General features: G+C 71.0%; 13 protein-coding genes. 12 read left to right on the forward strand and 1 reads right to left on the reverse strand.

Translation table 11 applies throughout. The annotated features are described in order from the left end of the window. Positions 1–40 precede the first annotated feature (40 nt). Complete coding sequence (bldD, locus tag ABJI51_RS01470) at positions 41–529, reverse strand: transcriptional regulator BldD (protein WP_003096372.1); 489 nt, start codon at positions 527–529, stop codon at positions 41–43. A 248-nt stretch (positions 530–777) separates the two neighbouring features. On the opposite strand from bldD, the gene pyrR reads away from it, so the two are divergent. From pyrR to metK, 12 genes are all read left to right on the forward strand, one after another. After that, complete coding sequence (gene pyrR / locus ABJI51_RS01475; RefSeq protein ID WP_348947028.1) at positions 778–1,392, forward strand: bifunctional pyr operon transcriptional regulator/uracil phosphoribosyltransferase PyrR; 615 nt, start codon at positions 778–780, stop codon at positions 1,390–1,392. Then, a complete protein-coding gene (locus ABJI51_RS01480) occupies positions 1,389–2,321 on the forward strand; it encodes an aspartate carbamoyltransferase catalytic subunit (RefSeq protein ID WP_348947029.1) in 933 nt (310 codons plus the stop codon). Before pyrR ends, ABJI51_RS01480 begins: the two co-directional genes overlap by 4 nt. Next, entirely contained in the window at positions 2,318–3,604 is a 1,287-nt protein-coding gene (locus tag ABJI51_RS01485) for a dihydroorotase (RefSeq protein ID WP_348947030.1), read from the forward strand. Before ABJI51_RS01480 ends, ABJI51_RS01485 begins: the two co-directional genes overlap by 4 nt. Then, positions 3,604–4,098 (forward strand): PH-like domain-containing protein, encoded by a 495-nt coding sequence (locus ABJI51_RS01490; RefSeq protein ID WP_348947031.1) that lies wholly within the window; start codon positions 3,604–3,606, stop codon positions 4,096–4,098. Before ABJI51_RS01485 ends, ABJI51_RS01490 begins: the two co-directional genes overlap by 1 nt. Continuing rightward, positions 4,095–5,216, forward strand: coding sequence for a glutamine-hydrolyzing carbamoyl-phosphate synthase small subunit (carA, locus tag ABJI51_RS01495; RefSeq protein ID WP_348947032.1), 1,122 nt, complete (start codon positions 4,095–4,097; stop codon positions 5,214–5,216). Before ABJI51_RS01490 ends, carA begins: the two co-directional genes overlap by 4 nt. Further along, the gene (carB, locus tag ABJI51_RS01500) at positions 5,216–8,530 is read left to right on the forward strand and encodes a carbamoyl-phosphate synthase large subunit (RefSeq protein WP_348947033.1); all 3,315 of its coding nucleotides are present in this window, start codon (positions 5,216–5,218) and stop codon (positions 8,528–8,530) included. Before carA ends, carB begins: the two co-directional genes overlap by 1 nt. Further along, positions 8,527–9,372, forward strand: coding sequence for an orotidine-5'-phosphate decarboxylase (gene pyrF / locus ABJI51_RS01505; protein ID WP_348947034.1), 846 nt, complete (start codon positions 8,527–8,529; stop codon positions 9,370–9,372). The genes carB and pyrF overlap by 4 nt, the downstream gene beginning before the upstream one ends. Positions 9,373–9,479: 107 nt before the next feature. After that, positions 9,480–9,797 (forward strand): integration host factor, actinobacterial type, encoded by a 318-nt coding sequence (gene mihF / locus ABJI51_RS01510; RefSeq protein WP_003096398.1) that lies wholly within the window; start codon positions 9,480–9,482, stop codon positions 9,795–9,797. Next, complete coding sequence (gene gmk / locus ABJI51_RS01515) at positions 9,794–10,423, forward strand: guanylate kinase (RefSeq protein ID WP_348947035.1); 630 nt, start codon at positions 9,794–9,796, stop codon at positions 10,421–10,423. Before mihF ends, gmk begins: the two co-directional genes overlap by 4 nt. Positions 10,424–10,511: 88 nt before the next feature. Continuing rightward, positions 10,512–10,781, forward strand: a complete 270-nt coding sequence (rpoZ, locus tag ABJI51_RS01520) for a DNA-directed RNA polymerase subunit omega (protein WP_348947037.1) — start codon at positions 10,512–10,514, stop codon at positions 10,779–10,781. Beyond that, positions 10,774–11,994, forward strand: coding sequence for a bifunctional phosphopantothenoylcysteine decarboxylase/phosphopantothenate--cysteine ligase CoaBC (gene coaBC, locus ABJI51_RS01525; RefSeq protein WP_348947038.1), 1,221 nt, complete (start codon positions 10,774–10,776; stop codon positions 11,992–11,994). Before rpoZ ends, coaBC begins: the two co-directional genes overlap by 8 nt. A gap of 93 nt (positions 11,995–12,087) precedes the next feature. After that, positions 12,088–13,290: a methionine adenosyltransferase gene (gene metK, locus ABJI51_RS01530; RefSeq protein ID WP_348947039.1), complete on the forward strand. Its 1,203-nt coding sequence runs from the start codon at positions 12,088–12,090 to the stop codon at positions 13,288–13,290. Positions 13,291–13,328: the final 38 nt, after the last annotated feature.

A 13,328-nucleotide genomic window follows, 5' to 3' on the forward strand; every position in this document is an offset into this window, starting at 1 on the left:
CCAGGGGACGCTCACTGCGTCGGCACAGCACACGTCGCGCTCAGTCCTCCTTGGAAGGACGCGCCTCCGGCGGCAGGACGCCCCAGTCGATGAGCTGCTCGGTCAGCTCGCCCGGGGTCATGTCGTAGATGATGGCCAGGGACCGCAGGTCCTCGGTGCGGATCGAGAGCACCTTGCCGTTGTAGTCGCCGCGCTGGCTCTGGATCGTCGCGGCGTAGCGGGCCAGCGGGCCCACCTTCTCGGCCGGCAGTTGCTGCAGGCGCTCGAGGTTGATCACGATCTTGGTGGCGGGCTCCGCGCCGGAGGGGACCCGGCCCTCGGGCAGCAGCTCGACCACCGGCACGCCGTAGAAGTCGGCCAGCTCGGCCAGCTTCTGGACGGTGACGGCACGGTCGCCACGCTCGTACGAGCCGACGACGACGGCCTTCCAGCGCCCACCGGACTTCTGCTCGACCCCGTGCAGGGACAGGCCCTGCTGCTGGCGGATCCCGCGGAGCTTGGCCCCGAGCGCCTTGGCGTAATCGCCCATCTGGTCGTTCTCCGTTCTTCACCCCCTCCCGGTCGGGGTGACCGGTCCAGGGGACTCTGTGAGTCGAATACTCAGAGTAATGGTTACGCATTGTTGTCACCAGGTCAAGCAGGAGCTTGCCGCGAATCACGCCACACCACCCGTAAGGCTGAGCAAAGTGCCTGCTACTGTCGGTGGGAAAGCCCCGACCAGCAGGGGAACAGACGTCCTTTAAGGACCCGTCCGGTGAGGCGGGGAAGGAGTCCGGTTTGTCGTCACGCCCGCGTGGCGCGGCTGGTTCGGCCGGGGAGCGCGAGCTCCTGTCGGCCGGCGATGTCGCGCGCACGATCGCCCGGATGGCCCATCAGGTCATCGAAAAAACCGCGAACGGTGCGGAGAGCACTACCCCGCCCGTGTTGCTCGGCATCCCGTCCCGCGGCACGCCGCTGGCCGCCCGGCTGGCCGACAAGATCGGCGAGTTCTCCGGGGTCCGGCCGCCCGTCGGTGCCCTCGACGTCACCCTCTACCGGGACGACCTCCGCCGCCGCCCGCCGCGCGCGCTCGAACAGACGCAGCTGCCCGCCGACGGCATCGACGACCGGGTGGTGATCCTGGTCGACGACGTCCTCTTCTCCGGCCGGACCATCCGGGCCGCCCTCGATGCCCTCCGTGATCATGGCCGCCCCCGTGCGGTCCAGCTGGCCGTGCTGGTCGACCGCGGTCACCGCGAGCTGCCGATCCGCGCCGACTACGTGGGCAAGAACGTGCCGACCGCGCGCGCCGAGGGTGTCTCCGTCCTGCTGGCCGAGATCGACGGCCGCGACGCGGTCCTGCTGCGCCCTGCAGATGCCGGGGACACGGAAAAGCGTGGAGAGGACTCGTGAAGCACCTGCTCGCCACCGACGGCCTCGACCCGGCGGTCGCCACGGCCGTGCTGGACACCGCCGACGAGCTGAAGCACACCCTGCTCGGCCGCGAGGTCAAGAAGCTGCCGACGCTGCGCGGCCGCACGGTGATCACCCTGTTCTACGAGAACTCGACGCGCACGCGGGTGTCGTTCGAGATCGCCGGGAAGTGGATGAGCGCCGACGTGATCAACGTCTCCGCGTCCAGCTCCTCGGTGAACAAGGGCGAGTCCCTGCGGGACACCGCGCTGACGCTGGCCGCCGCGGGCGCCGACTGCGTGATCGTCCGGCACCCCGCCAGCGGCGCCGCCCAGCGCCTCGCGGGCTGGCTGGCCGAGCCGGGCACCTCGGTGGTCAACGCCGGCGACGGCACCCACGAGCACCCGACGCAGGCCCTGCTCGACGCGGCCACGCTGCGGGAGCGGCTCGGGTCGCTCAAGGACCGCCGGATCGCCATCGTCGGCGACGTCCTGCACAGCCGCGTCGCCCGCTCGAACATCCACCTGCTCGCCGCGCTGGGCGCCGAAGTGGTGCTGGTCGCGCCGCCGACGCTGCTGCCCTACGGCGTCGAGAGCCTCCCGGTCACCGTCTCGCACGACCTCGACGCCGAGCTGCCCGCGGTCGACGCGGTGATGATGCTGCGCGTGCAGGCCGAGCGGATGCACGGCGGGTTCTTCCCGAGCGCGCGCGAGTACTCGATCGCCTACGGCCTGTCGGAACGGCGGCTGAAGCTGCTGCCGGACCACGCGGTCGTGCTGCACCCCGGCCCGATGCTGCGCGGGATGGAGATCGCGAGCGCGGTCGCCGACTCCCCGGCCTCGGCCATCACCGAACAGGTCCGCAACGGCGTGCACGTCCGCATGGCGGTCCTCTACCACCTGCTGGCCAGTGAAGGAGCCGCCGCGTGAGCACCGTGATCAAGGGCGCCCGCCCGTACGGCGAGGGTGACCCGGTCGACGTCCTGATCGAGGACGGGGTGATCACCGCGATCGGCACCGTCCGGGTCCCCGAAGACGCCGAAGTCCTCGAAGCGAACGGCCAGGTCCTGCTCCCCGGCTTCGTCGACCTGCACACCCACCTGCGCGAACCCGGCCGCGAGGACACCGAGACGATCGACACCGGTTCGGCCGCGGCGGCGCTCGGCGGGTACACCGCGGTGTTCGCCATGGCCAACACCGACCCGGTCGCCGACAACGCCGTGATCGTCGAGCACGTCTGGCGGCGCGGGCAGGAGGTCGGCCTGGTCGACGTCCACCCGGTCGGCGCGGTCACCGTCGGGCTCAAGGGCGAGAAGCTCGCCGAGCTGGGCACGATGGCGAACTCGCAGGCCCGGGTGAAGGTCTTCTCCGACGACGGCCTCTGCGTCGCCGACCCGCTGATCATGCGCCGCGCGCTGGAGTACTCGACCGCGCTGGACGTCGTCATCGCCCAGCACGCCGAGGAGCCGCGGCTGACCGTCGGCGCCCAGGCCCACGAGGGCGAGCGCGCGGCCCGGCTCGGCTACACCGGCTGGCCCGCCTCCGCCGAGGAGTCGATCGTGGCCCGCGACTGCCTGCTCGCGCTGCACGCGAACGCGCGGCTGCACGTCTGCCACGTCTCGACGTCGGGCACCGCCGACGTGCTGCGCTGGGCGAAGGACCGCGGCACGAAGGTGTCGGCCGAGGTCACCCCGCACCACCTGCTGCTCACCGACGAGCGCCTGGCCACCTACGACCCGGTGAACAAGGTGAACCCGCCGCTGCGCACCGAGTCCGACGCCGAGAAACTCCGCGCCGCGCTGGCCGACGGGACGATCGACTGCGTTGCCACCGACCACGCGCCGCACGCGGTGCAGGACAAGGACGTCGAGTGGAGCGCGGCCCGGCCGGGCATGCTCGGCCTGCAGACGGCGCTGTCCATCGTCACCGAGACGATGGTCCGCACCGGGCTGCTCGACTGGCGCGGCGTCGCCCGGGTGATGAGCGAGCGGCCCGCCGAGATCGGCAACCTCGCCGACCAGGGCCGCCCGATCGCCGTCGGCGAGCCGGCGAACCTGGCACTGGTCGACCCGGACGCCGAGTGGACCGTCCGGGGCGGGGAGCTGGCCAGCATCGCGGCCAACACCCCGTACGAGGGAATGCGGCTGCCCGGCGTGGTGACCGCGACGCTGCTGCGCGGGCGGATCACCGCGCGGGACGGGAAGATCGGCTGATGGAGCGCTTCTGGCTCGTGCTGGCGATCGCCGCCTTCTTCCTGCTCTGCCTGTGGGGCATGTACGTCGGCTGGCGGCGCAAGTCCCGGTCGCAGAGTGCCCAGCTGCCGCCGTTCCCGGCGATCCCGTCGCAGCCGGGTGACGTCCTGCTCGAATCGACCGGCGTCTACCTCGCCACGACGATCGCGGGGGAGTGGCAGAACCGCGTCGTCACCCGCGGCGCGGGGCTGCGCACCGGCGCGGTTTGGCGCCTGCACGACGGGGGTATCGCGGTCGAGCGCGGGGGAGCGCCCGACTTCTGGATCCCGCGGGAGGCCGTCGCCGGCGTCCGGCGGGACACCAAGATCGCCGGGAAGGTGATGGGCACCGACGCGTTGCTCGTCGTGACCTGGCGGCTCGGCGACGCGGAGCTGGACACCGGCTTCCGCGGCGACGACCTCGACGACTATCCACAGTGGATCGAACAGCTCAAGATCAAGGGAGGTGCCCAGTGAACGCGCGCGCTCAGGCCGCACTGGTGCTCGAAGACGGCCGGGTGTTCCGCGGCGCGGCGTACGGCGCGCAGGGGCGAACCCTCGGCGAGGCGGTCTTCTGCACCGGCATGACCGGCTACCAGGAGACGCTGACCGACCCGTCGTACCACGGGCAGATCGTGGTGCAGACCGCGCCGCAGATCGGCAACACCGGCTGGAACGACGAAGACGACGAGTCCTCGAAGATCTGGGTCAACGGCTACGTCGTCCGCGACCCGGCACGCACGCCGTCCAACTGGCGCTCGAAGCGCTCGCTCGACGAAGAACTGGTGCGCCAGGGCATCGTCGGCATCGCCGAGGTCGACACCCGGTCGCTGACGCGGTACCTGCGCGAGCGCGGCGCGATGCGCGCCGGGGTGTTCTCCGGCGACGCGCTGGGCACGGTCGACGACATGGTCGCTTCCGTGCTCGCGAGCCCGAAGATGGAGGGCGCGGACCTGGCAGGCCAGGTGTCGACGCCGAAGCCGTACGTCGTCTCGCCTTCCGGGGAGGTCCGCTTCCGCGTCGCCGCGCTGGACCTGGGCATCAAGTCCAACACCCCGCGGCAGATGGTCAAGCGCGGCATCGAGGTGCACGTCCTGCCCTCGACGTCGACCCTGGACGACCTGCTGGCGATCGAGCCGCACGGCGTGTTCCTCTCCAACGGCCCCGGCGACCCGGCCACCACGACCCACGCCACCGAGCTGACCAAGCAGGTGCTGGGCCGCGAGATCCCGCTGTTCGGCATCTGCTTCGGCAACCAGGTCCTCGGCCGCGCGCTCGGCCTCGGCACGTACAAGATGCGCTACGGCCACCGCGGCATCAACATCCCGGTGATCGATGTGGCGACGCAGCGGGTCGCGATCACGGCGCAGAACCACGGCTTCGCCCTCGAAGGCGAGCCGGGCCAGCGCTTCGAGTCCCCGTTCGGCGCGGCCCAGATCAGCCACTACTGCCCCAACGACGACACGGTCGAGGGCGTCCGGGCACTGGACGTCCCGGCGTTCTCGGTCCAGTACCACCCCGAAGCCGCGGCCGGCCCGCACGACGCGGCACCCCTGTTCGACGAATTCGTTTCGCTCATGGAGAAGAAGGCCTGATGCCGAAGAGGACGGACATCCAGCACGTGCTGGTGATCGGCTCCGGGCCGATCGTGATCGGGCAGGCCGCGGAGTTCGACTACTCCGGTACCCAGGCCTGCCGGGTGCTGCGCAGCGAAGGCCTGCGCGTGTCACTGGTGAACTCGAACCCGGCCACCATCATGACCGACCCCGAGTTCGCCGACGCCACCTACATCGAGCCGGTGACGCCGGACTTCGTCGAGAAGGTCATCGCCGAAGAGCGTCCTGACGCGCTGCTGGCGACCCTCGGCGGGCAGACCGCGCTCAACTGCGCCGTCGCGCTGCACGAGCGGGGCGTCCTGGACAAGTACGGCGTCGAGCTGATCGGTGCCGACATCGACGCCATCCAGCGCGGTGAGGACCGGCAGAAGTTCAAGGACATCGTCCGCACCGTCGGCGCCGACGTCCCGCGCAGCCGCGTCTGCCACGACATGGACGAGGTCCGCGACACCGTCAAGGAACTCGGGCTGCCGGTCGTCATCCGGCCGTCGTTCACCATGGGCGGGCTCGGCTCCGGCATGGCGCACACGCCCGAGGACCTGGAGCGGCTGGCCTCCACCGGCCTCGCCGAATCTCCGGTCACCGAGGTGCTCATCGAGGAGAGCGTGCTCGGCTGGAAGGAATACGAACTCGAGCTGATGCGCGACAAGCACGACAACGTCGTGGTCGTCTGCTCGATCGAGAACGTCGACGCGATGGGCGTGCACACCGGCGACTCGGTCACCGTCGCGCCCACGATGACCCTCACCGACCGCGAGTACCAGAAGATGCGGGACGTCGGCATCGCGGTGCTGCGCGAGGTCGGCGTCGACACCGGTGGCTGCAACATCCAGTTCGCGATCAACCCGCGCGACGGCCGCATGGTCGTCATCGAGATGAACCCGCGGGTGTCGCGAAGCAGTGCCCTGGCGTCGAAGGCGACCGGCTTCCCGATCGCCAAGATCGCCGCGAAGCTCGCCATCGGCTACACCCTCGACGAGATCCGCAACGACATCACCGGCGAGACGCCGGCGTCGTTCGAGCCCGCGCTCGACTACGTCGTCGTGAAGATGCCGCGGTTCGCCTTCGAGAAGTTCCCCGGCGCGGACCCGACGCTGACCACGACGATGAAGAGCGTCGGCGAGGCGATGTCGTTCGGCCGCAGCTTCCCCGAGGCGCTCGGCAAGGTGATGCGGTCGATCGAGACCAAGGCGACCGGGTTCTGGACGGTGCCGGACCCCGAGGGCGCCACCCTGGAGTCCACTTTGGACGCGCTGCGCACGCCGCACGAAGGACGGCTCTACGAAGTCGAGCGCGCGCTGCGCTTCGGCGCCACCGTCGAGCAGATCCACGAAGCGAGCGGCTTCGACCCGTGGTTCATCGACCAGATCGCCCTCATCGGCGAGGTCGGCGCCGAGGTCCGCGAAGCCCCGGTGCTCGACGAGCACCTGCTGCGCCGCGCCAAGCGCACCGGCCTGTCCGACCGCCAGATCGCCGCGCTGCGGCCGGAACTGGCGGGCGAGGACGGCGTCCGCGCGCTGCGCCACCGCCTCGGCGTGCGGCCGGTGTTCAAGACCGTCGACACCTGCGCGGCCGAGTTCGCGGCCAAGACGCCGTACCACTACTCGGCCTACGAGTCCGATCCCGAGGCCCAGTCCGAAGTGGCCGTCCAGTCGGACAAGCCGAAGGTGCTCATCCTCGGCTCCGGCCCGAACCGCATCGGGCAGGGCATCGAGTTCGACTACTCCTGCGTGCACGCGGCGATCGCGTTGCGGGAGGCGGGTTTCGAGGCCGTCATGGTTAACTGCAACCCGGAAACCGTGTCCACCGACTACGACACCTCCGACCGGCTGTACTTCGAGCCGCTGTCCTTCGAGGACGTCCTCGAGGTCGTGCACGCCGAGCAGGCGTCCGGCACGGTCGCCGGCGTGATCGTCCAGCTCGGCGGCCAGACCCCGCTGGGCCTGGCGAAGCGCCTGGCCGACGCCGGTGTCCCGGTCGTCGGCACCCCGCCGGAGGCCATCCACCTGGCCGAGGACCGCGGCGCGTTCGGCGAGGTCCTGACCGACGCCGGGCTGCCCGCGCCGCGCTACGGCACGGCGACGTCCTTCGAGGGCGCCAAGCGGATCGCCGACGAGATCGGCTACCCGGTGCTCGTCCGGCCGTCGTACGTGCTCGGCGGGCGCGGCATGGAGATCGTCTACGACGAGGAGACCCTGGCCGGCTACATCCGCCGCGCCACCGAGGTCACGCCCGAGCACCCGGTGCTGGTCGACCGCTTCCTCGACGACGCCATCGAAATCGACGTCGACGCCCTCTACGACGGCGAGGAGCTCTACCTCGGCGGCGTCATGGAGCACATCGAAGAGGCCGGCATCCACTCCGGCGACTCCTCGTGCGCGCTGCCGCCGATAACGCTCGGCCACACGGACCTGCAGGCCGTCCGCCGCTCCACCGAGGCGATCGCGCGCGGCGTCGGCGTGCGCGGGCTGCTGAACGTCCAGTACGCGCTCAAGGACGACGTCCTGTACGTCCTGGAGGCCAACCCGCGCGCGTCGCGGACGGTGCCGTTCGTGTCCAAGGCGACCGCGGTCCCGCTGGCCAAGGCCGCCGCGCTGATCATGACCGGCTCGACGATCAAGGACCTGCGCGAGAGCGGGGTCCTGCCCGCCGAGGGCGACGGCGGGCAGCTGCCCGCCGACTCGCCGGTCGCGGTGAAGGAGGCCGTGCTGCCCTTCCACCGCTTCCGCACGCCCGAAGGCCACGGCGTGGATTCGCTGCTGGGCCCGGAGATGAAGTCCACCGGCGAGGTGATGGGCGTCGACGTCTCCTTCGGCAAGGCGTTCGCGAAGTCCCAGAGCGGCGCGTACGGCTCGCTGCCGACATCCGGCCGGGTCTTCGTCTCGGTCGCCAACCGCGACAAGCGCTCGCTGGTGTTCCCGGTGAAGCGCCTGGCGGACCTCGGGTTCGAGATCCTCGCCACGTCCGGCACCGCGGAAGTGCTGCGGCGCAACGGGGTCGCGTGCACGGTGGTGCGCAAGCACTACGAGGGGTCCACCGAAGCCGAGCCGAACATCGTGGACGTCATCCTCAACGGCGACGTCGACATGGTGATCAACACCCCGTACGGCAACAGCGGTCCCCGCGTCGACGGCTACGAGATCCGCACCGCCGCGGTGTCGCGCGACATCCCGTGCGTGACCACCGTGCAGGGCGCCGCGGCGGCCGTGCACGGCATCGAGGCGCTCATCCGGGGCGACATCGGGGTCCGGTCGCTGCAGGAGCTCCAGGCGGCGCTGAAGGCGCAGTCGTGACGCGGGAGCGGTTCGGGGCGCGGCTGGCCAAGGCCGTCGCGTCCCGCGGCCCGCTGTGCGCCGGCATCGACCCCCACCCGGGCCTGCTGGAGGCCTGGGGCCTCTCCGTGGACGTCTCGGGCCTGGAACGGTTCGCGCTGTCCGCCACGGAGGTCCTGGCGGCGCACACGGCGATCGTGAAGCCGCAGTCGGCGTTCTTCGAAACTTTCGGAGCCGCCGGTGTCCGCGTCCTCGAACGGGTCGTGGACACCGCGCGCGAAGCGGGCGCGCTGGTGCTGCTGGACGTCAAGCGCGGCGACATCGGTTCCACGATGGCGGCCTACACGGCCGCGTACGTGGCCGACGGCGCCGCGATCGCGGCCGACGCGATCACCGTCTCGCCGTACCTCGGGTTCGGCTCGCTGGAGCAGTGCGCCGCCACGGCGGCCGCGGCGGGGCGCGGCATCTTCGTGCTTGCGCGAACTTCCAACCCCGAAGCGGCGCTCGTGCAGAACGCGAAGCTGCCCGACGGGCGCACGGTCGCGCAGTCGATCGTCGACTCCGCGGCGGCACTCAACGCACATGGGGAACCGCTCGGCGATGTGGGTGTCGTCGTCGGCGCGACCATCGCGCCGGGGGAACTCGATCTCGCGCGGCTGAACGGTCCGGTGCTGGCACCCGGTTTCGGGGCCCAGGGAGCCACTGTGGCCGATTTGCGGCGGGTTTTCGGGTCGGGACTGCCGGGCGTGCTTCCGGCGTCGTCTCGCGACATCCTGAAGCACGGCCCGGAGCAAGCAGCTTTGCGCCGAGCGGTCGAACGGGTCGCCGAAGTGCTGGCCGATCCGCAGGAAAACGGCCAATAGCAGGCCCCGGAAGCAGGCCCCACCAGCCACCCCCGCATTGTGGCCGGTGCTCACGGGTGGGTACCGTCGCGTCACCCACCCAGTTTTGAGAACTACCGGAGGAAAACGTGGCACTTCCCCAGCTGACAGAGGAACAGCGCGCTGCGGCGCTGGAGAAGGCCGCCGCCGCCCGCCGCATCCGTGCTGAGCTGAAGGAGCGGCTGAAGCGGGGCGGTACCACTCTGGTCGACGTGCTGAAGCAGGCCGAGGAGAACGAAGTTCTCGGCAAGATGAAGGTTTCGGCTCTGCTCGAGGCCCTGCCGGGCGTCGGCAAGGTCCGCGCCCAGCAGACCATGGAACGACTGGAGATCGCCCCCAGCCGTCGCCTCCGCGGCCTCGGCGACCGGCAGCGCAAGGCGCTGCTGGCCGAGTTCAGCGGCGAGTGAGCGGCGTCGGTCAGGACTCCCCGGCGAGCCGGGGCACCGACCGCGGCGGTGAGCCGGTGACGGGGGAGTTCTCCCGGCACCGGCTCACGGTCGTCTCGGGGCCTTCGGGAGTCGGGAAGTCGAGCGTGGTGGGCGAGCTGCGCAAGCTGGAACCGGACATCTGGTTCAGCGTTTCGGTCACCACGCGCAAGCCGCGTCCCGGCGAAGTCGACGGGGCGCACTACCACTTCGTCGACCGGGCCGAGTTCGACGCCATGGTCGCCGAGGGCAGGCTGCTGGAGTGGGCCGAGTTCGCGGGCAACCGCTACGGCACCCCCCGCGAGCCGGTCGAGAAGGCCCTCGCCGAGGGCCGCCCGGCCGTCCTGGAGATCGAGCTGCAGGGCGCCCGCCAGGTCCGCGCGGCGATGCCGGAGGCCCGGCTGGTGATGCTCATGCCGCCGTCGTGGGAGGAACTGGTCGGCAGGCTCACCGGGCGCGGCACCGAGAACGAGGCCGCGGTGCAGGCCCGGCTGGCCGAAGCGGAGCGCGAGCTGGCGGCGGCGGGCGAGTTCGACCACCGCGTCGTGAACGCCGACGTGCGAGAAGCCGCCGAGCACTTGCTAAACTTGATTACTGATCAGCAGTGACCTGCGGGGGTGCAACCCCCGCGCCCCGCCCGGGGGGCTCCGCCCCCACGGACCCCCCAAAGCTGTCGAAGGATTCGGAGCACCACGAGTGACCACCCAGGCGCCCCTGCACGAAGAGCTCGAGGGCATCACCAACCCGCCGATCGACGACCTGCTCGAGAAGGTCAGCTCGAAGTACGCGCTGGTGATCTACTCGGCCAAGCGTGCCCGCCAGATCAACGACTACTACGCCCAGCTGGGCGAGGGCCTGCTCGAGTACGTCGGCCCGCTCGTCGAGCCGGGCCCGCGCGAGAAGCCGCTCTCGATCGCGCTGCGCGAGATCCACGGCGGCCTGCTCGAGCACACCGAGGGTGAGTAAGCCCCGCGTAGTCCTGGGCGTGGGCGGCGGCATCGCCGCCTACAAGGCCTGTGAGGTCCTGCGCGGGCTGACCGAGTCCGGCCACGACGTCCGCGTGGTCCCCACCGACGCCGCGCTGAACTTCGTCGGCGCGGCCACCTTCGAAGCCCTCTCCGGCCACCCGGTGCACACGGGCGTGTTCACCGAGGTGCCCGAGGTCCAGCACGTCCGCGTCGGCAAGGAAGCCGACCTCGTCCTGGTCGTCCCGGCCACCGCGAACCTGCTCGCCAAGGCCGCCCACGGCCTCGCCGACGACCTGCTCACCAACACCCTGCTCACCGCCCGGTGCCCGGTCGCCTTCTTCCCGGCGATGCACACGGAGATGTGGGAGCACCCGGCGACCCGCGACAACGTGGCGCTGCTGCGTTCGCGCGGCATGATCGTCACCGAGCCCGATTCGGGCCGCTTGACCGGCGCCGACACCGGCAAGGGCCGCCTGGCGAACCCGGCCGAGATCGTCGACCTCGCCCGGCTGCTGCTGGCCCGCCCGGACGCCCTCCCGCGCGACCTCGAAGGCGTCCGCGTCGTGGTGTCGGCGGGCGGCACGCGCGAGCCGCTCGACCCGGTCCGCTACCTCGGCAACCGCTCCTCCGGCAAGCAGGGCTACGCGCTGGCCCGCGTCGCCGCCCAGCGCGGCGCCGACGTCACCCTGGTCACCGCGCACACCGTCGCGCTGCCGGACCCGGCCGGGGCCGTGGTGCAGCACGTGTCGACCGCCGAGGAGATGCGGCAGGCCGTGCACGCCGAAGCCGCGTCCGCCGACGTCGTCGTCATGGCCGCCGCCGTCGCCGACTTCCGGCCGGCGAACCGGGCCGACGTCAAGATCAAGAAGTCCGACGACCAGCCGGATCCGGTGATCACGCTCGACCGCAACGCCGACATCCTCGCCGAGCTGGTGCGCAACCGCCGGGCCGGGCAGGTCGTCGTCGGGTTCGCCGCCGAAACCGGCGACGAGCACGGCAGCGTCCTCGACCACGCCCGCGTCAAGCTCAAGCGCAAGGGCGCCGACCTGCTGGTGGTCAACGCGGTCGGCGACGGCAAGGCGTTCGGCACCGAGGACAACTCCGGCTGGCTGCTCGGCGCGGACGGCACCGAGATCGCCATTCCGCTGGGCGCGAAGGCCGAACTTGCGTCCACATTGTGGGACGCTGTTGTGAGCTTCATGAAGCGTTGACCGTCCCCTGAGCGATAGTCAGTACGCTGGCAGAGGTAAGGGGTGCCTAACTTGCCGGGCATCCGACGACTAGGTGAGGAAGTGACGGCCACCGTGACCGCGTCTAGCAGCAGATTGTTCACCTCGGAGTCGGTGACCGAAGGGCACCCCGACAAGATCTGTGACGCCATCAGCGACTCGATCCTCGACGGCCTGCTGTCGAAGGATCCGCGCAGCCGCGTGGCCGTCGAAACCCTGATCACCACCGGCCAGGTCCACGTGGCCGGCGAGGTGACCACCGAGGCGTACGCCGACATCCCGACGATCGTCCGCGACGTCATCCTCAAGATCGGCTACGACTCCTCCGCCAAGGGTTTCGACGGCAACTCCTGCGGCGTCAACGTCGCCATCGGCTCGCAGTCGCCCGACATCGCCCAGGGCGTCGACACCGCGTACGAGTCGCGGGTCGAGTCGGACGAGGACGAGATCAACCGGCAGGGCGCCGGCGACCAGGGCCTGATGTTCGGCTACGCCTGCTCGGACACCCCCGAGCTGATGCCGCTGCCGATCGCGCTGGCCCACCGCCTCTCGCGCCGGCTGACCGGGGTCCGCAAGGACGGCGTGCTGCCGTACCTGCGCCCGGACGGCAAGACCCAGGTGACCATCGAGTACGCCGGCGACCAGCCGGTGCGCCTGGACACCGTGGTCGTGTCGACCCAGCACGCCGACGGCATCGACCTCGACCGGATGCTCGGCGTCGACGTCAAGGAGCACGTCGTCGGCCCCGAGCTGGAAGGCCTGGGCATCGACACGTCGAACGCGCGCCTGCTGGTCAACCCGACCGGCCGGTTCGTCATCGGCGGCCCGATGGGTGACGCGGGCCTGACCGGGCGCAAGATCATCGTCGACACCTACGGCGGCATGGCCCGCCACGGCGGTGGCGCGTTCTCGGGCAAGGACCCGTCCAAGGTCGACCGCTCGGCGGCGTACGCGATGCGCTGGGTGGCCAAGAACGTCGTCGCGGCGGGCCTGGCGTCGCGGACCGAGGTCCAGGTCGCCTACGCGATCGGCAAGGCGGCCCCGGTGGGCCTGTTCGTCGAGACCTTCGGCACCGAGACCGTCGACCCGACGAAGATCCAGCAGGCCATCACCGAGGTCTTCGACCTGCGGCCGGCGGCGATCATCCGCGACCTCGACCTGCTGCGCCCGATCTACGCGCCGACGGCGGCGTACGGCCACTTCGGCCGTCCCGAGCTGGACCTCCCGTGGGAGAGCACGGCCCGCGCCGAGGCACTGAAGGCGGCGGCGGGAGCCTGATCCGCACGTTCGTGAAGGCCACCTCGAGGAACCTCGAG

Origin of the sequence: Amycolatopsis melonis (genome assembly GCF_040064235.1) — a bacterium.
GTDB lineage: Bacteria > Actinomycetota > Actinomycetes > Mycobacteriales > Pseudonocardiaceae > Amycolatopsis > Amycolatopsis melonis.

Excerpts from the sequence above, each read along its gene's own strand:
- bldD (WP_003096372.1), bottom strand. The coding sequence starts at position 529 with ATGGGCGATTACGCCAAGGCGCTCGGGGCCAAGCTCCGCGGGATCCGC.
- ABJI51_RS01490 (WP_348947031.1), top strand. The coding sequence starts at position 3,604 with ATGGAGCGCTTCTGGCTCGTGCTGGCGATCGCCGCCTTCTTCCTGCTC.
- carB (WP_348947033.1), top strand. The coding sequence starts at position 5,216 with ATGCCGAAGAGGACGGACATCCAGCACGTGCTGGTGATCGGCTCCGGG.